This window comes from Lysobacter enzymogenes (assembly GCF_900106525.1).
Classification (GTDB): domain Bacteria; phylum Pseudomonadota; class Gammaproteobacteria; order Xanthomonadales; family Xanthomonadaceae; genus Lysobacter; species Lysobacter enzymogenes.
Genome location: NZ_FNOG01000010.1, coordinates 41,424 through 66,871, shown reverse-complemented (window position 1 = coordinate 66,871; position 25,448 = coordinate 41,424). Strand labels below are relative to the sequence as shown.

The following is a 25,448-nucleotide window of genomic DNA, read 5'->3' as shown; positions in this document are numbered from 1 at the left end:
TCAGTAGTAACCGGCCAAGTTGAGGAACCACCCCTTATTGTCGTACTCCAGATCCGTCAAATCATCGCTAAAGTCGGTGAAGTTATACCCAATCCCCACCTTGAAGTTCTGACTCAACTGCCGATCCACCCCGACCAGCCAACCGCGCCGATCGCCGCCGTCCTTCACCGACAACCAGCGGTACTCCGCCATCGCGTCCCACTTGGCGATCAGGTGATAGCGCACCTGCCCGGCCAGCAAGTCGGCGCGGCTGTCCAGCCACAGGCCTTCGCCGCGGCCCATGCGGTAGTCGCCCCAGCGGCTGGCGGCTTTGGCGGCCAGTTCCCACTTGTCGTCTAGGCGGTAGATGCCTTCGAACGACAGCACTTGCGAGCGCTGGTCGTATTGGTTGCCGCCTTCCTGGCCGATGGTGGCCAGGTCGTACAAATAGATGTACTTGCCGAACGCGGCCCAGCGCGAGCTGTCATGCGGGCGGTAGGCGAAGCCGAGGTTGCCTTCCACGGTCTTGGCGCCGCGCGAGGCGTCGATCTGGTCCTTGATGTCGGAGTACAGGAAGCGTGCGGCGATGCGCCAGTCGTCGTTGATCTTGTAGAACAGCCGGTTCGCGGTGGTCCAGGCTTCGCGGCGTTCGGCACCGCTGTCCTTGCGGTATTCGAGCTTGCTCGACCAGTCGGTGCGTTGGTCGGTGCGGCCGCCGCTGAGGCTGTAGGCGCGGCGGTCGATGTGGCCGCTGGCCGCGTCGAGGTCGCCGTCCATCACGCTGAAGCCCAGGTTCCAGCCTTCGCCGGGATAGAAATCCATGCCGAAGGTGTGGGCGATGCCTTGGCTGGCGTCGCGCGGGTCCTTGAGGAACTGGCTTTCGTTGTAGAGGTTGGTCTGGTTGTTGAGGCGCCAGCGTTGGCCGATGGTCCAGCCGGTCTGCAGCACGTTGTCGAACAGCGGGTCGCGCTCGGTGCGGTCGGTGCTGAAGGTGTAGCCGCCGTAGATCGTGTGGTCCGGGGTCAGGCGGTATTCGGCGTCGACCTTGCCGGCGTCGCCGCGGCTGCCGTTGCTGTATTCGGCGTTGATGCTGGAGCGGTCGCCGAACAGGTAACGCGCGCCGATGGTGCCCAGGTCGTTGCGCTTGTACTTGCCGCCGTCGTCGTCGACGGTGTACTGGCCGGCGACGTACAGCTCCAGGCTGGAGCCGATGCGGTGGGTGTAGCGCATCGCGAACAGCATCGCGTCCAGGTCCGGCGTGGTCGAGCCCACGCCGCGCTCTTCGCGGATGCGGCGCAGTTCGGCGCCGAGCTGGTCGTCGTTGGTGATGCGCCAGTCCATCGTCAGCTGGCTCTGCTCGAGCGCCTGGTCGCCGCTCTCGCGCCGGGTGTGGCGGCCGAACAGGCTGAAGGTCTCGGTGAAGTAGCCCAGGAACTCGGCGCCGTATTCGCGCACCGCCTGGCCTTGGTCGTAACGCGAGATCGAGAAGCCCGGATCGATGTCGCGCCACCACGCGCCGGCGCTCCAGTCGAGCTGGGTCCAGCCCAGTTCCTTGAAGTTGGCGCGCGCTTCGATCTTGTCGGCGTCGCCCTTGCGCGGGCCGTCGATCGGGTTGATGCGGGTGAAGTCGATACCGCCGTTGGTGGAGTACCACAGCGGCGCCGAGGTCGACTCGGTGCGGGTCTTCTCCAGCTTCAGGTAGGTGCCGCGGCCGGCCTGCAGGGTCAGGTCCACGCCCTTGAGGGTGTAGTCGTCGCCGCTGCGGTTCTCGTCGACGTAGGTGCCGCCGACGGCGAAGTGATCGCCGAGCCACTGCTTGCCGCGGAAGCCGGCGCTGACGTCGTCGGTCTGGAAACCGGCCGGGACGTATTCGTAATCCACCAGCAAGCGCTGGGTGTAACCGTCCAGCGGGGTGTCGCGGGTCAGCGTGCGCACGTTCTCGCGGGTGATCTGCGACAGCGGACGGGTCAGCAGGATGCGGCCCTGCATGTTGTTGATTTCGTAATCGGCGCCGCGGGCGAGGTCGACGCGCGACTCGACCCGGCCGGTGCTGACGTCGCGGATTTCGACGGTCACCTTTTCCGAACCCGGCAGCAGGTCGGTGTGGCGCAGCATGTACAGGCTGTTGCCGGTGCCGAGGAATTCGGTGTGGCCCAGCGCGCTCTGCGCTTCGGAACCGAACACCCGCAGCTCGCTGCGCGGATCGCCGAGCACGGTGGTGTTGCGGCTGCGCCAGGCCAGCGCCGCGCCGTACAGCGAGCGGTTGTACTGGGCGTATTCGGTGCCGGTGATGCCGGTGTTGAAGTTGCCCCACACCGCCTGGTTCTGGTCCCAGTCCACGCGCAGGTACAGCTTGCCTTGCGTGTCGACGTCGCGGTAGGTGTTGGAGTCGTCGCCGTAGACCGGGTAGTACAGGTTCGGATCGAGGCGGCGGAAGATGTCCTGCGCGTCGGCGTCGAAGAAGCCGTTGAACAGGCGCTTGATCTCGTTCTCGCGCGTGTCGGCCTGGGCGGTGATCAGGTACTTGCCCTGCACCTTGCCCTTCAAATAGAACGCCAGGCGGCCTTCGCTGATGAAGCTGTCGTCGTAGCGGCCGCGGTCGCCGGCGGCGAGCGGCTCGATGTTGCCGCTGACGCTGTTCTTGGACAGGGTGACGTCGGCCAGCGCGACCAGGAAGCTGTACTTGCCGGTGACGTTGACGTCGAGGCTCCTCGTAAGCGTCGCCCCGCCCTGGCTCTTGATCTTGACCGCGTAGTTGTGCGGGCCGATCGGTTCCAGGAACTCGGCGGCGAACTTGCGCTCCAGGTCGATCGGGAAGCTCTGATCGTTGATGGTGATCTGGCTGTCGCGCGGGATGTCGCGGCCGTAGATGCGCACGCGCGAGCCGTACACCGGGATGTTCTGCAACCGGATCGCGTTGGTGCCGTAGATCGAGCTGGTGACGGCCAGGTCCTGGGCGTTGCGCTCGTCGATCGGCTGGCCCAGGGTCTTTTGCACCTGCTCGCGCTGGATCTGGATGCCGCGCTCGTACTCTTCGGGCTTGAGCAGCTGGATGCGCTGCGGCTGGATCTCGTCGAACGTGGTGGTCGTCGCGCCGCTCTTGCCGTAAGCGCGCGCGATGTAGATCAGCTCGTCGCCGGCGAGCAGGTTCAGCCCGGCCGGCAGGGTGCCGTCCCATTCCTGTTCGGAGACGCTCTCCACCGGCAGGTCGATGGTCGCCAGCGGCGTTACCAGGTCGGTGTCGCTGCCGCGGTACACGGTGACCTGCAGCTTGTCGATGAACGAGGCGTAGTTGGTGTAGCCGTGGAAGCGCACCGGCTTGGTGATGCGGCCGTTCTCGAACGGCGCGGTCGAGCCGGTCTGCACGTTGAGCACCGGCGGGCCGAGGGTGGGATCTTCGGTGGCCCAGATCACGCCGCCGTTGGGCAGGTCGATCTGGAACTTGCCGGCGATCTTGGCCGAGCCCGGCGCGACGTTCTCGCGCACCACGTCGACGCGGCGGTTGGCCTGCAACGCGGCTGCGTCGTCGCCTTGCGCCACCGGCTTGTCCTCGCCGCGCGTGCGCACGCGGAACAGCAGGCCTTCGTCGCTGCGGCACTCGTCGCCGACGCACTGCGTCGGCACCTCGGGCACCAGCGCTTCGCGCGCCGGCGCCGGCTTGTCGAGCGAGCGCAGGTCGACCGGTGCGGTGCCGCGGCCGCCGTCGCCTTTGGACTGCGGCAGGCTGGGCTGGCCGGTTTTTTGCGCGTAAGCCGGGGCGGCGGCGCCGGCGGCGAACACGCCGCCGGACAGCAGGCCGATCAGGGTCATGTCCAGAAGCTTCATCTTGATCTTCATGGCCATGTCCTCAGCGGTTGCCCACGCCGACCGGCGCCTGGGTGTCGTCGGTGATATCCACTCGCACTTTCTGCCTTACCTCGGGCTTGAGTTCGGCCGCGATCGCTTCGAACACGGCCTTGGCGCGACGCAGTCCCAGCTGGACGTTGTAGGCGCTCGCGCCGCGCTTGTCGGCGCGGCCGACGATGCCGATCGCACCGCTGCCCTGCTGGTTGAGCGTCTTGGCGATTTCGCTGATGAGCGCGCGGTACTGCGGCTTGATCGTGGCCTGGTCGGTGTCGAACAGCACCTCGCCCAGGCGGATCGCCGGGTCCAGGCTGACCAGGGTCGCGTCGGTGCCGGCGACCACGTCCACCTTGACCTTGCTCGCCAGCGCCGGGTCGCCCTCGATCTGCTTGAGCAGCTCGGCCTGCACTGCGCGGGCGCGGGCGAAGGCCAGGGCCTCCTCATCGGCCTGCGCGGCGACGGTGACGCTGCCGCCGCCGGCATCGCGCAGGCGGGCGGCGATCTGGCCGAACATCGGCGCGTAGCTCTCCTTCACCTTGGCGCTGCCGGCGTCGAACATCACCTCGCCCAGTTCCACGTCGGTCTCCGACTTGGTCCCGGACACTTCGCCCGGCGGCAGTTTGACGCCGAAGTCGAAGCGGGTCGGGATGCCCTGGGTGATGCGGCGCACGCGCGGGTTTTCGGTGGTGAACACCGAGCCCGGCGGCAGCGTGGCCGGATCGACCTTGAGGATGAAGTTGCGGCCGCGCGCGGCGTTGCCGCCCTCGATGCCTTCCAGGTGGTAACGGCCGTACGCGTCGGTTTCCATGATCAGACCTTCCACCGATGCGATGCGCACGCCCGGAATGCCGCGCTCCTCGATGCCGTTGTTGCGGATCGTGTAGGAGACGACGTAACCGGCCGCGCCCTGGCTGACCTGACGGGTGACCTGCAGGTCTTGCGCGGTCAAACCCTTGGCAGCGTCGCCTCGGGTGCGTTCGACCGTGCTGCGGCCGTCGGCGCCCATGCGCACGGTGGTGCCTTCGTCGGTGGTCAGCACGAAGTCGTCGGTGAAGGCCAGTTCGCTCAGCGTCTGGCGCACCACCACTTCGCGCGTCGGCATCGCCGCCGAACCACGGCCGTCGATGCGGCCCAGGGCGATGCCGTGCAGCATCGGCGCGCTCGCGTCGGGCTCGGCGACCGGGCCTTCGCCGCGGTCGACGGTGGTGGAACCGGCGACGTAGGCGTTCGGCGCGAAGCCGCCCTGCACGCGCACGCCGGTGGCCTTGGCCGGATCCTGCCAGCCGTCGCCGTCGCGGTCGTCGAACACGCTGCCGACCAGCAGGCTGTCTTCCAGCAGCGGGTCGCCGGCCATGGTCACTTCGGCGGTGGCGTCGTTGGAGATCTTGGTGCCCTTGTCGTCGTAACCGGTGACCTGGTTCTTGTGCGTGCCCTTGCCCACGCCGGCGCCGACGCGCAGGAAGTAGCTCACGGTGGCCTTGCCGCCGATCGCCACGTCGATGCCGCCGATGCGCAGCGGGTTGGCGCTGATGACCACGCCGTTCTTGTTGTCGTCGTCCACGGTCAGCGAGTTGTCGACGAAGGTGAAGCCGGCCGGCGGGATATCGACCAGGGTGGCGTTCACCGCCGGCGAGTCGCCGACGTTCTCGATCAGCACGCTGTAGCGGACCAGGTCGCCGATCTTGACCTCGCGCACCGCCGAGGTCTTGACCAGGCGCAGCACCGGCGCGTTGGCGATCACGGTGATGGTCACCGTGGCGTTGGCGCACACCGGCGTCGGCGAGGAGGTGTCGCAGACGCGGTAGGTGAAGCTGTCGGTGCCGGCGAAGAACTGCTTGGGCGTGTAGGTGCACGAACCCGCCGTGCAGGTCACCGTGCCGTTGGCCGGCTGGCCGACCACGCTCACCGAGGCCGGATCCAGCGGCGCGCCGGTCACCGTGTCGTTGCCGATCACGTTGATGGTCACCGGGGTCTGCTGGTTGGTCTGGGCGGTGTCGGGGTTGGCGGTGACCTTGTTCGGCTGCACGGTCACGTGCACCTGCGCGGTGGCGCAGTTGGTCGGGTTGAGCTTCTCGCAGATCGTGTAGGTGTAGACGTCGTCGCCGCTGAAGTTGTTGCGCGGCGTGTAGGTGATGGTGCCGTCGCTGTTGACCACGGTGGTGCCGTTGGCCGGGCCGGTGCTGACGGTGATGGTCACCAGGTTCGGATCGATCGGCGCGCCGTTGAGCGTGTCGTTGGCGATCACGTTGGTGGTCACCGGCGTGTTCTGCGGGGTGACGCCGGTGCCGCCGGCCGGGTCGTCGGTGGCGGTGATCGCCGGCGCCGACACGGTGATGGTGACCGTCGCGGTGTCGCAGTTGGCCGGGTTCAGCACTTCGCACAGCTGGTAGGTGACGGTGTAGGTGCCGGCCGGGGTGTTCGGCGCGACATCGACATTGCCGTCGGCCTTGACCGTCAGCGGGCCGTTGCTGTTCGGCTTGACGGTGACGTCGGCCGGATTGACCGCGCTGCCGCCCAGGGTGTCGTTGCCGAGCACGTTGACCACGTTGGTGCCGCCGGTGGCGCCGTTGACCGGCCTGGCGACGATGTCGTCGACCGCGTCGATCGGCGCAGCGTCGACGGTCACCGCGACGGTCGCGGTGGTGCAGTTGGCCGGGTCGGCGATTTCGCAGATCCGGTACTCGACCGTGTAGCTGCCCTTCGGCGTGCCCGGGGCGACATGCACCGCGCCGGTGGCCGGATCCAGGGTCACCTTCGGATCGGAGGTGGAGACCTGGCTGATGGTCACCGTGGCGGTGGTCGCCGGCTGGCCGTTGAGGGTGTCGTTGCTCAGCACGTTGGCCACCGCGGTGCCGCCGGCGGCGCCGTTGGCGACGGTGCCGGCGTCGTTGTTGGCCACGATCGGACGGCGCTGCACCGGGGTGTTGGTGGTCGCGGTCACCGGCGTGGTGATCTCGGCCGAGGTCACGCCGGCGTTGTTGACGATGTTGCCGCTGGCGGCGTCGGCCTGGACCACGGTGTAGGTGCCGGTGACGGTGCACACCGCGCTCGGGCCGGTCGGCGCCATGTCCGGGCAGTTCCAGCTCGACGGCGTGGTCTTGCTGTCGGTGATGACCACGTTGTGCAAGGTGACGTTGCCGGTGTTGGTGGCGGTCAAGGTGTAGGTCAGCACGTCGCCGATGGTGATGGTGCCGCTGGAATCGTTGTCGGCGTAGCTGGTCTGGGCCTTGGCCAGGGTCATCTGCGGGTTGCGCGTCGGCACCGGCGTCGAAGTGGCGGTGTTGTTGCCGCTGTTCGGGTCGGAGGTCGGCGAGGTCGCGGTGGCGGTGTTGGCGTAGCTGCCGGTCTCCAGCACGCGCGCCACCACGGTCAGGGTCGCGTTGGCGCCCGCGGCCAGGTTGCCCACGTTCCAGGCGGTGCCGTTGTAGGTGCCCACGCTCGGCGTCGACGACACCAGCGCGTAGCCGTTGGGCAGCGGATCGTTGACCACCACCGCGTCGGCCGCGGACGGGCCGGCGTTGCTGACTTCGATGGTGAAGGTCACGTTGCTGCCGACCGGCGGCGCGGCGTTGTCGACGGTCTTGGTGACCGCCAGGTCGGCCGAGGCCACCGGCGACGGCGTGCTGGTGGAGCTGTTGTTGCCCGGGGTCGGGTCGCCCGTGGTCGAGGTCGCGGTCGCGGTGTTGGCGTAGTTGCCCGTCGCCAGAACCGTCGCGGTGACGGTCAGCGTGGCGCTGGCGCCGTTGGCCAGGGTGCCCACAGTCCAGGCGGTGCCGTTGTAGGTACCGGTGCTGGGGTTGGCCGAGACGAAGGTGTAGCCGCTGGGCAGCGCGTCGTTGACCACCACCGCGTCGGCTGCGGACGGGCCGTTGTTGCTGACCACGATGGTGAAGGTGACGTTGGTGCCGACCGTCGGGTTCGGGTTGGACGCGGTCTTGACCACGGCCAGGTCGGCCGAAGCCACCGGGGTCGGGGTGTTGGTCGCGGTGTTGTTGCCCGGAGTCGGGTCGCCCGTGGTCGAGGTCGCCGTGGCGGTGTTGGCGTAGTTGCCCGTCGCCAGCACGGTCGCGGTGATGTCGAGCGTGGCGCTGGCGCCGTTGGCCAGGGTGCCGACGGTCCAGGCGCCGGTGCCGTTGTTGTAGGCGCCCACGCTCGGCGTGGCCGAGACGAAGGCGTAGCCGCTCGGCAACGGATCGTTGACCACCACCGCGGCGGCGTCGGACGGGCCGTTGTTGCTGACCGCGATGGTGAAGGTCACGTTGGTGCCGACCACCGGGGTCGGGTTGGACGCGGTCTTGACCACGGCCAGGTCGGCCGAAGCCACCGGCGTCGGCGTATTGGTCGAGCTGTTGTTGGCGCTGTCCGGATCGCCCGTGGTCGAGGTCGCGGTGGCGGTGTTGGCGTAGCTGCCGGTCGCGCGCACGGTGGCGACGATGTCGAGCGTGGCGTTGGCGCCGTTGGCCAGCGCGCCGACGGTCCAGGCGCCGGTGCCGTTGTCGTAGGTGCCCACGCTCGGGTTCGCCGAGACGAAGGTGTAGCCGCTGGGCAGCGGATCGTTGACCACCACCGCGGCCGCATCGGACGGGCCGTTGTTGCTCAACGCGATGGTGAAGGTGACGTTGGTGCCCACCGTCGGGGTCGCGCTCGAGGCGGTCTTGACCACGGCCAGATCGGCCGAGGCGGTCGGCGACGGCGTGCTGGTCGCGGTGTTGTTGCCCGGGGTCGGGTCGCTGGTGGTCGAGGTCGCGGTCGCGGTGTTGGCGTAGCTGCCCGTCGCGCGCACGGTGGCGACGATTTGCAGCGTGGCGCTGGCGCCGTTGGTCAGAGTGCCGATCGCCCACACGCCGGTGCCGGCGGTGTAGGTGCCGGTGCTCGGATTCGCCGAGACGAAGGTGTAGCCGCTCGGCAGCTGATCGTTGACGTTGACGCCCGCCGCACCAGACGGACCGTTGTTGGTCACGGTCACGGTGAAGGTGACGTTGGTGCCCACGGTCGGCGTCGCGGTCGAAGCGGTCTTGGTCACCGCGAGGTCGGCCGAAGCCACCGGCGTCGGCGTGCTGGTCGAGGTGTTGTTGCCCGGGGTCGGATCGCTCGTGGTCGAGGTCGCCGTCGCAGTGTTCGCGTACGGGCCGGTCGGCAGCACGGTCGCGACGATCTGCAGGGTTTCGCTGCCGCCGTTGGCCAGCGCGCCCACCGCCCACACGCCGGTGCCGGCGTTGTAGGTGCCCACGCTCGGCGTCGCCGAGACGAAGGTGTAGCCGGCCGGCAACTGGTCGTTGACGTTCACGCCCGCAGCGGCGGACGGGCCGTTGTTGGTCAGCGTGATGGTGAAGGTGACGTTGGTGCCGACCGTCGGCGTCGCGCTCGACGCGGTCTTGACCACGGCCAGATCCGCCGAAGCCACCGGCGTCGGGGTGTTGGTCGCGGTGTTGTTGCCCGGGGTCGGATCGCTCGTGGTCGAGGTCGCCGTGGCGGTGTTGGCGTAGCTGCCGGTCGCGCGCACGGTGGCGACGATCTGCAGCGTGGCGCTGGCGCCGTTGGCCAGGGTGCCGATCGCCCACACGCCGGTGCCGGCGGTGTAGGTGCCGGTGCTCGGGTTCGCCGAGACGAAGGTGTAGCCGCTCGGCAGCTGATCGTTGACGTTGACGCCCGCCGCACCAGACGGACCGTTGTTGGTCACGGTCACGGTGAAGGTGACGTTGGTGCCCACGGTCGGGGTCGCGTTCGACGCGGTCTTGGTCACCGCGAGGTCGGCCGAAGCCACCGGCGTCGGCGTGCTGGTCGAGGTGTTGTTGCCCGGGGTCGGGTCGCTCGTGGTCGAGGTCGCCGTCGCGGTGTTCGCGTACGGGCCGGTCGGCAGCACGGTCGCGACGATCTGCAGGGTCTCGCTGCCGCCGTTGGCCAGCGCGCCCACCGCCCAGACACCGGTGCCGGCGTTATAGGTGCCCACGCTCGGCGTCGCCGAGACGAAGGTGTAGCCGGCCGGCAGTTGGTCGTTGACGTTCACGCCGGCCGCCGCGGACGGGCCGTTGTTGGTCAGCGTGATGGTGAAGGTGACGTTGGTGCCCACCGTCGGCGTCGCGCTCGACGCGGTCTTGACCACGGCCAGATCGGCCGAAGCCACCGGCGTCGGGGTGTTGGTCGCGGTGTTGTTGCCCGGGGTCGGATCGCTGGTGGTCGAGGTCGCGGTCGCGGTGTTGGCGTAGCTGCCGGTCGCGCGCACGGTGGCGACGATCTGCAGCGTGGCGCTGGCGCCGTTGGCCAGGGTGCCGATCGCCCACACGCCGGTGCCGGCGGTGTAGGTGCCGGTGCTCGGGTTCGCCGAGACGAAGGTGTAGCCGCTCGGCAGCTGATCGTTGACGTTGACGCCCGCCGCACCAGACGGACCGTTGTTGGTCACGGTCACGGTGAAGGTGACGTTGGTGCCCACGGTCGGGGTCGCGTTCGACGCGGTCTTGGTCACCGCCAGGTCGGCCGAAGCCACCGGCGTCGGCGTGCTGGTCGAGGTGTTGTTGCCCGGAGTCGGGTCGCTGGTGGTCGAGGTCGCCGTCGCGGTGTTCGCGTACGGGCCGGTCGGCAGCACGGTCGCGACGATCTGCAGGGTTTCGCTGCCGCCGTTGGCCAGCGCGCCCACCGCCCACACGCCGGTGCCGGCGTTGTAGGTGCCCACGCTCGGCGTCGCCGAGACGAAGGTGTAACCCGCCGGCAACTGGTCGTTGACGTTCACGCCGGCCGCCGCGGACGGGCCGTTGTTGGTCAGGGTGATGGTGAAGGTGACATTGGTGCCCACCACCGGCGTCGCGCTCGACGCGGTCTTGACCACGGCCAGATCGGCCGAAGCCACCGGCGTCGGGGTGTTGGTCGCGGTGTTGTTGCCCGGGGTCGGGTCGCTGGTGCTCGACGTGGCCGTGGCGGTGTTGGCGTAGTTGCCCGTCGCCAGCACGGTCGCGGTGATCGTCAGCGTCGCGCTGGCGCCGTTGGTCAGGTTGCCGACCGCCCACACACCGGTGCCGGCGTTATAGGTGCCCGTGCTCGGGTTGGCCGAGACGAAGGTGTAGCCAGTCGGCAGTTGGTCGTTGACGTTCACGCCGGCCGCCGCGGACGGACCGTTGTTGGTCACGGTCACGGTGAAGGTGACGTTCGTGCCCACCGTCGGGGTTGCGCTCGACGCGGTCTTGGTAACCGCGAGATCAGCCGAAGCCACCGGCGTCGGCGTGGTCGTCGAGGTGTTGTTGCCCGGGGTCGGATCGCTCGTGGTCGAGGTCGCCGTTGCGGTGTTCGCGTACGGGCCGGTCGGCAGCACGGTGGCGACGATCTGCAAGGTCGCGTTGGCGCTGGCCGCCAGCGCGCCGACCGCCCACACGCCGGTGCCGGCGTTGTAGGTGCCCACGCTCGGGGTCGCCGAAACGAAGGTGTAGCCGGCCGGCAGCTGGTCGTTGACGTTGACGCCCGCGGCCGCCGACGGACCGTTGTTGGTCAGGGTGATGGTGAAGGTGACGTTGGTGCCGACCACCGGCGTCGCGCTCGACGCCGTCTTGACCACAGCCAGATCGGCCGAGGCCACCGGCACCGGGGTATTGGTCGCGGTGTTGTTGCCCGGGGTCGGGTCGGTCGTGGTCGAGGTCGCCGTCGCGGTGTTCGCGTAGGGGCCGGTCGGACGCACGGTCGCGACGATCTGCAAGGTCGCGTTGGCGCCCGAGGCCAGCGCGCCAACCGCCCACACGCCGGTGCCGGCGTTGTAGGTGCCCACGCTCGGCGTGGCCGAGACGAAGGTGTAACCGGCCGGCAGCTGGTCGGTGACGTTGACGCCTGCGGCGGCCGACGGACCGTTGTTGTTCACCGTCACGGTGAAGGTGACATTGGTGCCGACGGTCGGCGTCGCGTTCGAGGCGGTCTTGGTGACGGCCAGATCGGCCGAAGCCACCGGCGTCGGCGTGCTGGTCGAGGTGTTGTTGCCCGGGGTCGGGTCGCCGGTGGTCGAGGTCGCCGTCGCGGTGTTCGCGTACGGGCCGGTCGGCAGCACGGTCGCGACGATCTGCAGGGTCTCGCTGCCGCCGTTGGCCAGCGCGCCCACGGCCCACACGCCGGTGCCGGCGTTGTAGGTGCCCACGCTCGGCGTGGCCGAGACGAACAGGTAGCCGGCCGGCAGTTGGTCGTTGACGTTCACGCCAGCCGCCGCGGACGGGCCGTTGTTGGTCAGCGTGATGGTAAAGGTGACATTGGTGCCGATCGCCGGCGTCGCGCTCGACGCGGTCTTGACCACGGCGAGGTCGGCCGAGGCCACCGGGGTCGGCGTGCTGGTCGCGGTGTTGTTGCCCGGGGTCGGGTCGCTGGTGGTCGAGGTCGCGGTCGCGGTGTTGGCGTACGGGCCGGTGGCGCGCACGGTGGCGACGATCTGCAAGGTCGCGTTGGCGCCCGAGGCCAGCGCGCCGACCGCCCACACGCCGGTGCCGGCGTTATAGGTGCCCACGCTCGGCGTCGCCGAAACGAAGGTGTAGCCGGCCGGCAACTGGTCGTTGACGTTGACGCCCGCGGCCGCCGACGGGCCGTTGTTGTTCACCGTCACGGTGAAGGTGACGTTGCTGCCCACGGTCGGCGTCGCGTTCGACACCGTCTTGGTCACCGCCAGGTCGGCCGAGGCCACCGGCACCGGGGTGCTGGTCGCGCTGTTGTTGGCCGGGTTGGAATCGGTGGAAGACGAGCTGGCGGTCGCGGTGTTGGCGTAGGGGCCGGCCGGACGCACCGTGGCCACGATCTGCAGCGTGGCGTTGGCGCCGGTGGCCAGGGTGCCGACCGCCCAGGCGCCGGTGCCGGCGTTGTAGGTGCCCACGCTCGGCGTGGCCGAGACGAAGGTGTAGCCGGCCGGCAGCGCGTCGTTGACGACGGTGCTGACCGCGGCCGACGGGCCGTTGTTGGTCACGGTCACGGTGAAGGTGACGTTGGTGCCCACGGTCGGGGTCGCGTTCGACACCGTCTTGGTCACCGCCAGGTCCGACACCGCCGCCAGGGTGTTGGTATCGGTCGAGGAGCACACGCCGCCGCTGAACACGCCGCCGTTGCTGGTGCACGCGGTGTCGACGTTGGTCACATTCGCCGGCGGCGAAATGCTCGCGGTGTTGCTCAGCGTCGCCGGGAAGTTCTGGGCGAAGGCCGGCAGCGCCGCCAGCGCCAACGCCGCGGCGAACCACATCCTCATTCCGGTGCGAGTCTTGCGCGGGCCAGCATCGGGATCGCGCGTACGCGGCGGCTGGCTGGACGGAACGAAGAGGTTGGCGATTTTCATGCGGTAGCCCAAACAGGAGATCGGTAAGCGCCGTGACGCGCCGACCCCGCCTCGCGGCGGGAGTCTGCGTGCGTCTTCCGGCTGGTCGACGTGCTTACTGCGGGTTTGCCTTGGTGGTGCGGGTCGTGCCTTACGACGAATGCGGTTGCCGCAGCGAACGCGAACGCTCGAGCCTTGGCGGTCCTGCCCCCGGCGCCGCGGCGGCAGGCCGCGCGTGCGTCGAAGTCGGTCGTGCGTTGCCTGCCGGCACCTCGACGCATGCGTCGACGCCCCGGCCGGTACCGCTCGGCCTGTCGATTTCGTTACAGCAGGAACCGCTCGACGCGCGCCCCGTACGGGCCACTGCGCGACGCTCGGAAGGAAGCCGTCCACTGGACGGCAGGACCAGCGATATCCACCCGGATACCGATGTTTGACCTCTGACACGTCATACGTGCCCCCCTTGCTTCCCCTCTCCGCTCGCATCCGGCGCGTGCCCTGAGGTCACGCCTTTTGCTCACCTTGAGTGGAACCCCTACCGCCAATACGTGATTCGTACTGCCATACAGGACAGGACTACAAATATTGTGCCATCCGTCACATTGTTATTTCAACGTAAATCACATCGCATGTGAGATGGAGGAAGCACAAATTGAGCCTTTTTGGACCAAAAACTGACGCAGTCCGACAGTTTTTGCCCTTGGCCCCGCGGCCATGCCGAATCGCCTGGACCACACGCTAAGCAAGTCGAAAGAACGAACTAAAAGTGGTTTTTCAGGTCGAAATTAGCGGCCTTCGCGCAGAAGGCGCGTGAAATCGCGGTGCGACCTTGATCGCATAAACCTTCAAAAAATGCGTAAAAAGCTGCATTTGGTGGCAGTCGATTCAGCCCATTCAGCTAAGTCGCCCGCAAACGCCCCCTGGCGGGCCCCGTCCGCAGCCCCTCCGCCGTCGAATGCCCCGCCCCATCCGCCGCTTGCCGCGGGCTCAGTTGTCCAGCGCCCAAGCCCTATAATTTCCGTTTTACCGATCCGACCGCCCATGCCTTCCAGCGCTACGACCCTGTCCGTCCCCGACCTGGCGAACATCCAATCCCTGGCCCGCGACGACATGGCGGCGGTCGACGCCCTGATCCGCCGCCGGCTGGCCTCGGACGTGGTGCTGATCAACCAGGTGGCCGAGTACATCGTCGGCGCCGGCGGCAAGCGCCTGCGGCCGATGCTGTTGCTGCTGGCGGCCGGCGCGCTCGGCGGGCGCGGCGAGAAAGGCGTCGGCCCGCAGGCGCACCAGTTGGCCGCGGTGATCGAGTTCATCCACACCGCCACCCTGCTGCACGACGACGTGGTCGACGAGTCCGACCTGCGCCGCGGCCGCAAGACCGCCAACGCGGTGTGGGGCAACGCCGCCAGCGTGCTGGTCGGCGACTTCCTGTACTCGCGCAGCTTCCAGTTGATGGTCGAGCTGGAGCAGTTGGAGGTGATGAAGATCCTCGCCGACACCACCAACCGCATCGCCGAAGGCGAAGTGCTGCAGCTGTTGCACGTGCGCAACCCCGACACCGACGAGCCGGCCTACCTGCGGGTGATCGAGCGCAAGACCGCGGTGCTGTTCGCCGCCGCGACCCGCCTGGGCGCGCTGCTGTCGGGCGCCGACGCGCAGGTGCAGCAGCGCCTGGACGACTACGGCATGGCCCTGGGCTACGCCTTCCAGATCGCCGACGACGTGCTCGACTACGCCTCCGACGCGCAGACCCTGGGCAAGAACCTCGGCGACGACCTGGCCGAAGGCAAGGCCACGCTGCCGCTGATCCACGCCATCGCCCACAGCGACGACGCCGTGCGCGCGCGCCTGCGCGCAGCGGTCGAGCACGGCGACAGCGACGCCATGCCGGACGTGCTGGCCGCGATCCACGCCACCGGCGGCCTGGCCTACAGCCGCCAGCGCGCGCAGGACTACGCCGACGCGGCCGAAGCGGCGCTGGACGGGTTGGAAGACAACGATTACGTCGCCGCGCTGCGCGGCTTGGCGCGCTACGCGGTGAGCCGCGATCACTGAGGATTGCGCGCGGGTGTTTCTGCGCAGACATCGGGGCCGGAACGTTTGCCGCTGAGCGGCGGGGCGTTCCGGCCCCGATTCGTTCTATCGCTGCGTCGTCGCGGCCGCTACCTGTAGGAGCGGCGCGAGCCGCGACTGCGACAACTCGGTTATCGCGAAAGGTTCGGCGTAGTTGCGTTGTCGCGGTCGCGGCTCGCGCCGCTCCTACAGGTAGATCGCCAAGCTGCGTTGGTGTCGGGGGCGCTTGCGCCGCTACGCGGGTTGCGATAGTTACGGCGTAGTTGCGTTGTCGCAGTCGCGGCTCGCGCCGCTCCTACAGGTAGATCGCGTAGCTACTAAATCGCGCGGCTACGTCAATCCGCGGAACGCGCGCCGAAACGCTCGACGAAGAACGCGCGCATCGCAGTGAACGAACGCTTGGCCGCGCGCGCATCAAAGCGGCAGTTGTCTTCCGGCGCATTGCCCGCGTTCTCCGACTCGGCGAAGCAATGGCGCGCGCCGCTGTAGTTCACCAGCTGCCAATCGGCGCCGGCCTCGTCCATTTCCTTCTCGAACGCGACCACGTCCTCGTTCGGCACCGATTTGTCGGCGGCGCCGTTGAGCACCAGCACCGGCGCGTTGACCTTGACGCCGCTGTCCGGCAGGCGCGCCTTGAGCCCGCCGTGGAAGCTGACCACGCCAGCGAGGTTGGCGCCGGTGCGCGCCAGCTCGAGCACGCTGGAACCGCCGAAGCAGAACCCCAGCGCGCCGATGCGCGAAGCGTCCAGCGGCGCGGTCTTGTCCTGCGCCTTCAACGCCGCGACCGCGGCGCTGGCGCGCTTGCGCAGGGTCAGCCCGCCGTCGGCGTAGACCTTGCCGACCGCGGCCTTGGCCTCGTCCTTGTTCTTCGGCCGCACGTCGCGGCCGTACATGTCGGCGACCAGCACCACGTAATCGTCGCCGGCGATCTCGCCCGCGCGCTTGATCGCGTTGTCGGTCACGCCCATCCAGTTGGGCACCATCACCAGGCCCGGACGCTTGATCGCGTTGACGTCGTCGTAGACCAGCACGCCGCTGAAAGTTTCGTCGCCGACTTTCCACTCCACCGGCTTGGATTTGATCGCGGCGAAGGTGGGCGAAGCGCACAGAGCGAGCAGCAGAACGGCAGCGGGACGGCGCATGGCGAGGCTCCTGGGTAGGCGTCGGCGCAGAGTAGCGCGGCCAGGGCAATCCGGTGTGACGGCCCGCCGCGACGATGCAGCGGCCGCTCCTTGTAGGAGCGGCGCGAGCCGCGACCGCGTCACCACGCTTACGGCGCGACCTGCTGCAACGCGGTCGCGGCTTGCGCCGCTCCTACAGGCAGCGGCCGTTGCAGGCGGCGATGGTGTGCGAAGTCCGACTGTAGGAGCGGCGCGAGCCGCGACCGCGACAACGCAACTTCCGCGCAGGTTTCGACGTGGTTGCGTTGTCGCAGTCGCGGCTCGCGCCGCTCCTACAGGAATGCTACGCCGCGATGTCGCGGGCTGGATGCTCAGGCGATGCCGATGCCCGCGATCGCGCTGATCGTATCGGGATCGAACCCGGACAGTTCAGCGAAATGCCTGCCGCGCGCGACGTAATCGCGATACGGGCCGTAGCTCGGCGCGCCCGGCGACAGCAGCACCACGCCGCCCTGCGCGCCGAGCGCGGCGCGGGCCTGGGCCATCGCGTCGGCGAGGTCGCGCGCCGCACTCAGGGCGAAGCCGCCCTCGCCCGCCACCGCTTCCAGCAGCGCGTGGATGCGCGGCCCGTTCTCGCCCATCGTGACGATGGCCAGCGGCGCGCGCGTGCGCATCGCCTCGGCGAAGCCGTGCCAGTCGATGCCGCGGTCGTGGCCGCCGACCAACAGCGCGATGCGCTTGCCCGCGTAACAGTCCAGCGCCGCCAGCGTCGCGTGCGGCGTGGTGCTGATCGAATCGTTGACGTAGGCGACGCCGTCGCGTTCGCCGATCGGCTGCAACCGGTTCGGCAGCGGCTTGAAGCTCGCCGCGGCCGGCGCCAGCGGCGCGGCGTCGAGGCCGAGCGCTTCGATCGCGGTCAGCACCGCGCACAAGTTGCCGCGGTTGTGGCGGCCCGGCAGCGGCAGCGATGCGGTGTCCATGATTTCGCGGTCGCCGCGCCACAGCGCATCGCCGCGCAGATGCCAGCCGGCTTCGTTGCCGAACCAGTGGATTTCGCTGTCGGGCAGTTCCAGCGCCGACAGCACCGGATCGGCGGCATTGAGCACGGCGATGCGCGGTCGGCCCTGGGTCAGCAGGCGCAGCTTGTCTTCGACGTAGCGCGCCTGCGAGCCGTGCCAGTCGAGATGTTCGGGATAGATGTTGAGCGCCACTGCCACGTCCGGCCGCGCCCCGCCCAGGCCGACGTCGCCGGTCTGGTAGCTCGACAGTTCGATCGCCCAGAACTGCGGCGGCTGCGGCGAATCCAGCGCGTCCAGGGTTTCCAGCAGCGGCAGGCCGATGTTGCCGGCCAGCGCGGTGCGGTGGCCGTCGGCGCGCAGCAGATGCGCCAGCAGCGAAGTCGTGGTGCTCTTGCCCTTGGTGCCGGTGACGCAGACGGTGCGTCCGCCGCCGCGCTGCGCGGCGTGTTCGCCGAACCACAGCGCGGTGCCGCCGATCAGGCGCGCGCCTTGCTCCGCCGCGGCCAGCGCTTCGGCGCGATACGGGCTGATGCCCGGCGATTTGACGACCCATTCGAACCCGCCCAGGCGCTCGGCGCTGGCGGCGGTTTCCACTATCAGTCGCGGATCGTGCAGGCCGCGCGCGTCGGCGGCCTCATCGACCGAGCAGAACAGGGTCAGTTCGAGCTGCGGCAGGCGCGCACGGATCGCGCGGTAGGCGGCGCGGCCTTCGCGGCCCCAGCCCCACAGCGCGACGCGCTGGCCGTCAAGCTGCGAGATACGCACGCAGGCGCTCCCACAGCGCCGGCGGCACGCGGTGCTCGCCTTCCAGCGCCAGCAGCGGCTCGATGCGCAGCTCCTCGCCCACCAGCTGCGGACGGATCTCGCGCGCGAAGCGCTCGACCAGCGCATCCTCGCGCCACTCCGCGCGCTCGGCCAGCGCCGCCATCGCCGCGCGCGATTCGCGGCCTTCGCCGACGCATTCGAACGGCTTGTGGTTGCGGTATTCCAGCAGCGCGTCGAAGCCGTCGGTCTGGGCAGGATCGTCGAGCAGGTTGCGGCCGAAGATCGACACCAACCGAGGCTTGGTCATGAAAGGCGCCAACGCCAGGAACACGAAGTGGCATTTCGGGCACACCCCGCACCAACGGCTCGCCGGCCGCTCGCCGAGAATATGGAAATTGCGATTGCAGCTGCTGAAATGCGCGTCGTAGCGATCGCCGCGCGCGAACTGCCGCGCCACCGCCAGCTCGCTCAGCGGCCGCAGCAGCGAGTAATAGCGCAGGTCCGCGGCCACGTGCTTTTGCAGGTATTCGCCGAACGCCTGCTCGCAGGCCCAGCCCTTCGACCACTGGTGGTTCACCTCGCCGGTGCCTTCGATCACGCTGCCGTAGCTGGCCGAGCGCTCGTTGGAGAACACCACCTGGTCGACGCCGCGCAGCAGCGCGGCCAGGGCCATGATCGCCGAGTTCACCACCGTCACCGGGATGTGGCCGTTGTACGCGCCCTGACGGTTGTACTCGAACAACTGCGGCGCCAGCGCGCGGCCGAGGTTGAGCGTGGCCAGGCCGGTGCGCTCGGCGCAGGCTTTGATCAGTTGCGAGCCGCCGATCCAGGTCACGGTCTGTTCGACGCCGAGCGCGCGCAGCGCTTCGATGCTGACCAGCGAATCCTTGCCGCCGCCGATGGCGACCAGGGCGTGTTCGCGCAGGCCGAGCGACGGCGCGAGGCCCTCACCCCGGCCCTCTCCCGCAAGCGGGAGAGGGTGTTCTTCGGAAAGGGCTGCGCCACTGCTCTCTCTCCCGCTCGCGGGAGAGGGCTGGGGTGAGGGCCCCACCGGAAACTTGATCTTGCCGTGCAGGTTCAGCCCATTGCGATAAGCGAACTCGCCCAGCCCGTTGACATAGATCAGCTCCAGCAGCGCCGCAGTATCGGCATCGATGGCATACGTATCGATGCGGATCTCTTCCGGCACCGCGGCCTTGTAATAGCTCACGCCGGCGATCAGATGCAGCAGCCGCAGCATGCGTTCGACCGCCGCGCTGCGCGCCGCATCCAGCGCGAACGGCGCACCGGGCACAGTGACGGTTTCGATCAGCTCCGGGCCGTCGTCGAAGGCGTAGACCAGTTCGGCCGCGCCGGTGCGGGCATCCAGGCCGCAGCGCACGAAACGGAAGGCGCGCACGGCGTCGCGTTGGAATTGATCGCTCACAGGTTCACTCTCGAAATCGAAACGGTCGCGCGCCGCGCCATCGCGGGGTCGTGGGTCGGGGCGGCGCTCATCCGAGCGCCTCCTCGACCGGCAGCGCGCGCAGGTTGTAGGTATTGGCCATGGCCATGCCGTAGGCGCCGGCGTCGGCGACCAAAATCACGTCGCCTTCTTCGGTCGCCTTCGGCAGCAGCCGCGCGCGGCCGATCACGTCGCTGCTCTCGCACACCGGGCCGACCACATCGAACGCGGCGGTGTCGGTGTCGTCGATGCGGCCGAGGTTGTGGATGCCGTGGTAGGCCTCGTACATGGCCGGACGCATCAGCGCGTTCATGCCCGCGTCGCAGCCGATCCGGCGCACGCCGTCCTTCTCCACCACCTGGGTGACCGACAGCAGCAGCACGCCGCTTTCGGCCACCAGGTAACGGCCCGGCTCGATGATCAGGCCATAACGCGGATACGCGGCCTTGATCTCGTCCAGCCCGGCGCGCCACAGGTTGAGGTCGAACTCGCGCGCTTCCGGCGTGTAGGCCACCGGCAGGCCGCCGCCGATGTCGATGGTCTCGATGGTGCCGACGCTGTCGGCCAGCCCGGCCAGGCTGGCGTAGACGCCGCGCCAGTGCTGCGGATCGTCGATGCCGCTGCCCAGGTGCGCGTGCAGGCCGCTGATGCGCACGCCGAGCTTGCGCGCCTCTTCGACGAACGCATCGAAGCGCGCCAGCGGCAGGCCGAACTTGGCCGCCGCGCCGCCGGTGCGCACTTTCTCGTGATGGCCTTCGCCGTGGCCCAGGTCCAGGCGCAGCCACAGGGTGCGGCCGCGGAAGGTCTCGGGCCAGCGCTTGAGCGCCTCGACGTTGTCGAGGGTGACGATGGCGCCGCGCGCGAGCGCGGCCTCGTACTCGTGGCGCGGGGCGAAGCTGGGGGTGAACAGCACCCGCTCGGGCGCCATGTGCGGGATCGCCTGGAACACCCGCTCGATCTCGGCCAGCGACACGCATTCCAGGCCGAAGCCTTCGCCGACGATGGCGCGCAGCACCGCCGGGTGCGAGTTGGCCTTCATCGCGTAGAAGCAGCGATCGACCGCGGCGGTGCCGATCAGCGCGCGGGCGCGTTCGCGCACCGTGGCCAGGTCGTAGACATAACGCGGGGTGCCGGCGGCGGCCATCGCCAGCAGGCGCGAACGCTGCGCCTGCCACCACGGCGCGGCGCGCTGCGGCTTGCCTTCGGAAATCTCGCGCCAGCTCGGGCCGAACACGCTGTCGTCGCGCACCGGCATGGCGCCGCCGCGGATCAACTCGTGGTGCAGATGCGGCAGCAGGCCGTCGGCGTCGGCTTCGTCGATGACGAAGGTCAGGTTCAAATCGTTGGACGACTGCGAGATCAGGTGCACGCGCTCGCGCCCGAACGCGGCCCAGATGTCGGAGAGCCGGTGCAGCAGCGAGCGCATGCCGCGGCCGACCAGGGTGATCGCCGCGCACGGCGCGATCACCTTGACCCGGCACACCTCGGCCAGGTCGGCCGACAGCGCTTCGAGCACGTTGCTGTTGACCAAATTCTCGCTCGGATCCAGCGAGACCGTCACGTTCGTTTCAGACGAACCGATCAGGTCGATCGACAGCCCATGCCGCTTGAACCGCTCGAACACGTCGGCGAGGAAGCCGACCTGCTGCCACATGCCGATGCTTTCCATCGACACCAGCACGATGCCGTTGCGGCGGCTGATCGCTTTCACGCCCGGCACCGTGGCGGCGCTGGCGTCGATGCGGGTGCCGGGCAGGTCGAAGCGCTCGGTGTCGAGGATCGCCATCGGCACGCCGGCGTCGCGGCACGGCGCGATCGAGCGCGGGTGCAGCACTTTCGCGCCGGTGGTGGCGATTTCCTGGGCTTCGGCGTAATCCAGCCGCGCCAGCAGGCGCGCCTCGGGCACTTCGCGCGGGTTGGCGCTGAACATGCCCGGCACGTCGGTCCAGATCTCCACGCGCTGGGCCTTGAGCAGCGCGCCGAAGTACGCGGCCGAGGTGTCCGAGCCACCGCGGCCGAGAATCGCGGTGCCGCCGTCGCCGTGGCGGGCGATGAAGCCCTGGGTGATCAGCATCTGCGTGGGCTGCGCGCTGAAGCGCTCGACGAAGCCGGGTTCGGCGTGGTGGCGGCAGTTCACCGACAGCCGCTGCGCCCACTCGCTGGCGTTGGGCAGCGAAACCGCGTCGAGCCATTCGCGCGCATCGCACCAACCGAAGTCCAGCCCCTGCGAGCGCAGATAGGCGGCGCCCAAGGTGGACGACAGCAACTCGCCCTGCCCCAGCACCTCGGCCTGCCAGTCCAGCGCGCGGCCGGCCGCGCGCGGATCGGTTTCCAGCGCAACCAGTTTCGCCAGGCGTTCGCCGAGCACGCGGTCGGGATCCAGGCCGAGCTCGGCGCAGAAGCTGCGGTGGCGCTCGACCAAACCGGCGAAGCGCGCGGCGAGGCCGCCGTCCGCGCCGGCCGGCGCGTAGGCGATGGCCTGCAGCTCGTTGGTGACGCCCGACAGCGCGGAGACCACCACCAGCACGCGGCGGCCGTCTTCGCGCAGACGTTTTCCAGCCAGACGTCCGATCGTGTCCCAACGGTTGCGGCGTGATACCGAAGTACCGCCGAACTTGAGCACCACCCAGCCTGTCTGTTGCGTCTCCACGATTTCCTCGGTTGCCGATTCCACTTGAGTAGGGCCCGGCGCGCGCCGGGGCAGGTCGATCCGCCCGCAGCGGCCGATGAACGGACGCGGCGGGATTCCACACTTGCGAGTCGTGCGTGCCTAGAATTACGCGCTTCCAACCGGCGTCCTTGCGAATCGGGCCGCCTGTGGGAACCGGCGGCCGGGCACGAAGCTGCGATTCTAGTCCAACCCGACCGCCGCCGAACGCTCGGCCCGCAAGTCTTTCGCCAACCTGTCGAAATCCCCTCTTTCCCGCCTATCTCCCTCCCTGGCCCCGCCCTTGTACGCCACCTGCACGGGCCTCACGGAACGCCCCTGGAAATGACGCAACGCCGCTATCTGCAACTGGACGTCTTCGCCGACCGCCCCGGCGCCGGCAACCCGCTGGCCGTGGTCCTCGATGCCGAAGGCCTCGACGATGCCGCCATGCAGGCCATCGCCCGCTGGACCCGGCTGCCGGAAACCACTTTCGTGTTCGCGCCGACCCAGCCCGGCGCCAGCTATCGCATCCGTATGTTCAGCCCGCGCCGCGAAGTGCCCTTCGCCGGCCATCCCAGTGTCGGCACTGCCTGCGTGGTGCTGGAAGCCGGCCTGGCCGCGCCGGTGGACGGCGTGCTGGTGCAGGAAGGCGTGGCCGGGCTGCTGCCCTTGGCGGTGTCGGGCGAAGGCGAGGCGCGCATGATCGCGGTGCGCACGCCGCGCGCGCGCGTGGTCGAAACCGCCGACGCGGCCGATCCGCGCCTGAGCGCGGCTTTGCGCGATCTGCCCTTGGGCGCGCTGGCGCCGGCGCTGATGGACGGCGGCCGCCGCTGGTGGCTGGCCGAATTGCGCGACGAAGCCGCGCTGCGCAGCGCCCAGCCCGATTGGGCGGCGATCGGCCGGCTGGCCGAAAGCACCGAGAGCATGGGCCTGTGCGCGTTCGCGCGCGCCGACGCCGGCCAGGACTACGACCTGGTGGTGCGCGCCTTCGTCGGCGCGCCGGCGCAGTTCGAGGACGCCGCCTCCGGCGCGGCCAACGCCACGCTCGCCGCGTGGCTCAAGCACAACGACGCGCTGCCGGGGCGCGAGGGCCGCTACACCGTCAGCCAGGGCCGCGAAGTCGGCTTCGACGCGCGCCTGCAACTGCGCGTGGACGCCGACGGCGAAGTCTGGTCGGGCGGCCGGGTCAGCAACGTGGTGCGCGGCCACATCGACTGGCGCTGAGCGCGCGCGGGGCGGCGCGCATCGCCGCCGTCCCGCTGTCGTCCTTCGCGTGCGGCTTCCTGCCGCGCTCATTACGCTTGCGAGCGCGCCACCGCGCGCCGGCCCAGCCACACCGCGGCGAACGCCGGCAGGTACATCAGCAGGCCGTAGATCGCCGCCGGCACTGCCACCGCCGGCGAGTTCAGCAAGGTCAGCGCGATCACGATCGCCAGGGTGCTGTTCTGCACCCCCACCTCCATGCCCACGGTGATCGCATCGCGCAGGCCGAGCCGGGCGATGCGGCCGAGCGCGAAGCCGCCGCCGATCGCCGCCGCGCCCATCGCCAGCGCCGCCGGGCCGAGTTCGCCCAGGCTGCGCGCCAGCACCGCGCGCTGGGTGATGCAGATCGCCACGATCAGCAGCAGCAACAGGCCCAGCGCGAACCGGCTGACCCACGGTTCCACTTTCAGCGCGAACGCCGGCGCGAACCGGCGCAAGGCCATGCCGGCCAACACCGGCGCCAGCACCAGCGCGGCCAGGTGCAGCACGGTCTGGCCGAACGGCAGGCGGATGCTGCGCGCCTCGCCGCCGAACCAGCGCAGGGCCAGTTCGACCAGCAAGGGCACGCTGAGGAAGGTGACCAAGGCGCTGATCACGGTCAGGGTGACCGCCAGGGCGACGTTGCCGCGCGCCAGATAGGTCAGCGCATTGGAGCTGCTGCCGCTGGGGCAGGCCGCGACCAGGACGAAGCCGATCGCGAATTCGACCGCGCCCGGGCCGCCGGAGCGCACGACCAGCCACGCGGTCGCGAAGCCCAGCAGCGGCAGCAGCAGGTAATGGCCGAGCAGGCCGACCGCGACCGGCCGCGGCCGCTGCGCGATCTGGCGGAAGTCTTCGCCGCGCAGGGTCAGGCCGATGCCACACATGATGATGGCGATGGCCAGCGGCAGACCGATCTTGAGCAGTATGCTGTCCTGCACGAACGCCTCCTTGTGGTGGGTGTCTGCAATTGCGGGCGGTGGAGCCCGGATCGATGCCGCGTTCTCCGCATCGCTGCGATGCGGGTAAGCCGCTGCGAGGCCGCGATTCGGCGCCGGCGCGCCTTCGCTGGCCACCCGCGCTCGACCGACGCACTGCGGCGGCCGGCCCGCTGCGAAAGCCCGATCCGAACGCCGGCCCCGATACCCGATCCTAGCCGTCCCGCGACGGCCGCGCGCGCACGAGCGGACACCGGCGCCGCGCTGGGCCACAATCGGCCGGCCGCCCTCCGCCTGCGAGCCCCGCCGTCCGCCGCGCATGACCGAACCCGCCGCCCTGCCCGCCGACCCCTGGCTGCGCGATCTATCGCCGCAGGTGGTCGCGCATCTGCAAGCGATGTCGGTGCGCCGGCGCCTGCGCGACGGCGAGCTGCTGTACGCGCGCGGCGACGCCGCCGAAGGCCTGTACAGCGTCGTCAGCGGCCGCATCCGCCTGAGCGTGCCGACCGCGGGCGGGCGCGAGATGTTGATCGTGCAGTTCGAACCCGGCAGTTGGTTCGGCGAAGTGTCGATGTTCGACGGCGAGCCGCGCCCGCAGGACGCGCGCGCCGCCGGCGACAGCGAGATCCTGCTGCTGCCGCGAACGCGCTTCCTGGCGCTGCTGGAGCAGCATCCTGAGCTATACCGCGGCTTCACCCGGCTGCTGTGCCGCAAGCTGCGCACCGCGCTGGAATACGTCGAAGACGCGCTGAGCCTGCCGCTGGCCGCGCGCCTGGGCAAGCGCCTGCTGGAACTGGCGCAGGTGTACGGCGTGGAGCGCGACGAAGGCCGCCTGATCGACCTGCCGCTGCCGCAGGACGACCTGGCCAACATGCTCGGCGCGACCCGCCAGAGCGTGAGCAAACAGCTCAAAGCCTGGGAACAACGCGGCTGGATCGCCCTGCGCTACCGCCACGTAGCGATCCGCGACAGCGGCGCGCTGGAACGCGCCGTGGCGCGTTGGTCGCAAGGCGCGGCGGATTGAAGCCCCACGCCACCAACGCATGCAACGCCCGCTCCCTGTAGGAGCGGCGCAAGCCGCGACCGCGTTGCAGCAGGTCGCGCCGTAAGCG

General features: G+C 69.5%; 10 protein-coding genes. 3 read left to right on the top strand and 7 right to left on the bottom strand.

From position 1 onward, the window contains the following. Together BLU84_RS22045 and BLU84_RS26795 are read right to left on the bottom strand one after the other, a co-directional pair. The gene (locus BLU84_RS22045; protein ID WP_211664593.1) at window positions 1–3,816 is read right to left on the bottom strand and encodes an OmpA family protein; all 3,816 of its coding nucleotides are present in this window, start codon (window positions 3,814–3,816) and stop codon (window positions 1–3) included. A 10-nt stretch (window positions 3,817–3,826) separates the two neighbouring features. Next, window positions 3,827–13,012: a DUF7507 domain-containing protein gene (locus BLU84_RS26795; RefSeq protein ID WP_170849225.1), complete on the bottom strand. Its 9,186-nt coding sequence runs from the start codon at window positions 13,010–13,012 to the stop codon at window positions 3,827–3,829. A gap of 1,113 nt (window positions 13,013–14,125) precedes the next feature. Between BLU84_RS26795 and BLU84_RS22035 the strand changes: the two genes are divergently transcribed. After that, window positions 14,126–15,139: a polyprenyl synthetase family protein gene (locus tag BLU84_RS22035; RefSeq protein ID WP_074872214.1), complete on the top strand. Its 1,014-nt coding sequence runs from the start codon at window positions 14,126–14,128 to the stop codon at window positions 15,137–15,139. A gap of 353 nt (window positions 15,140–15,492) precedes the next feature. Here the strand turns inward: BLU84_RS22035 and BLU84_RS22030 are convergent, their stop codons facing one another. The 4 genes from BLU84_RS22030 to BLU84_RS22015 all read right to left on the bottom strand — a co-directional run bounded on the left by BLU84_RS22030 (window position 15,493) and on the right by BLU84_RS22015 (window position 22,156). Beyond that, window positions 15,493–16,299 (bottom strand): dienelactone hydrolase family protein, encoded by an 807-nt coding sequence (locus BLU84_RS22030; RefSeq protein ID WP_074872212.1) that lies wholly within the window; start codon window positions 16,297–16,299, stop codon window positions 15,493–15,495. 350 nt (window positions 16,300–16,649) lie between these two features. Beyond that, window positions 16,650–18,062, bottom strand: coding sequence for a UDP-N-acetylmuramoyl-L-alanine--D-glutamate ligase (murD, locus tag BLU84_RS22025; RefSeq protein WP_074872210.1), 1,413 nt, complete (start codon window positions 18,060–18,062; stop codon window positions 16,650–16,652). Further along, complete coding sequence (gene murL / locus BLU84_RS22020) at window positions 18,043–19,488, bottom strand: UDP-N-acetyl-alpha-D-muramoyl-L-alanyl-L-glutamate epimerase (RefSeq protein ID WP_074872207.1); 1,446 nt, start codon at window positions 19,486–19,488, stop codon at window positions 18,043–18,045. The genes murD and murL overlap by 20 nt, the downstream gene beginning before the upstream one ends. A 67-nt stretch (window positions 19,489–19,555) precedes the next feature. Then, window positions 19,556–22,156, bottom strand: coding sequence for a bifunctional aspartate kinase/diaminopimelate decarboxylase (locus tag BLU84_RS22015; protein ID WP_232518437.1), 2,601 nt, complete (start codon window positions 22,154–22,156; stop codon window positions 19,556–19,558). Between the two features lie 342 nt (window positions 22,157–22,498). Here BLU84_RS22015 and BLU84_RS22010 point away from each other — a divergent pair, with 342 nt between their 5' ends. Then, window positions 22,499–23,380, top strand: a complete 882-nt coding sequence (locus BLU84_RS22010; protein ID WP_074872205.1) for a PhzF family phenazine biosynthesis protein — start codon at window positions 22,499–22,501, stop codon at window positions 23,378–23,380. Window positions 23,381–23,451: 71 nt separating this feature from the next. On the opposite strand, the gene BLU84_RS27335 is transcribed toward BLU84_RS22010, so the two are convergent. Beyond that, the gene (locus BLU84_RS27335; protein WP_074872203.1) at window positions 23,452–24,339 is read right to left on the bottom strand and encodes a bile acid:sodium symporter family protein; all 888 of its coding nucleotides are present in this window, start codon (window positions 24,337–24,339) and stop codon (window positions 23,452–23,454) included. 316 nt (window positions 24,340–24,655) lie between these two features. On the opposite strand from BLU84_RS27335, the gene BLU84_RS26790 reads away from it, so the two are divergent. Then, on the top strand, window positions 24,656–25,360 hold the full coding sequence (locus BLU84_RS26790) for a Crp/Fnr family transcriptional regulator (protein WP_139175190.1): 705 nt from the start codon (window positions 24,656–24,658) through the stop codon (window positions 25,358–25,360). The last annotated feature ends 88 nt before the right edge of the window (window positions 25,361–25,448 follow it).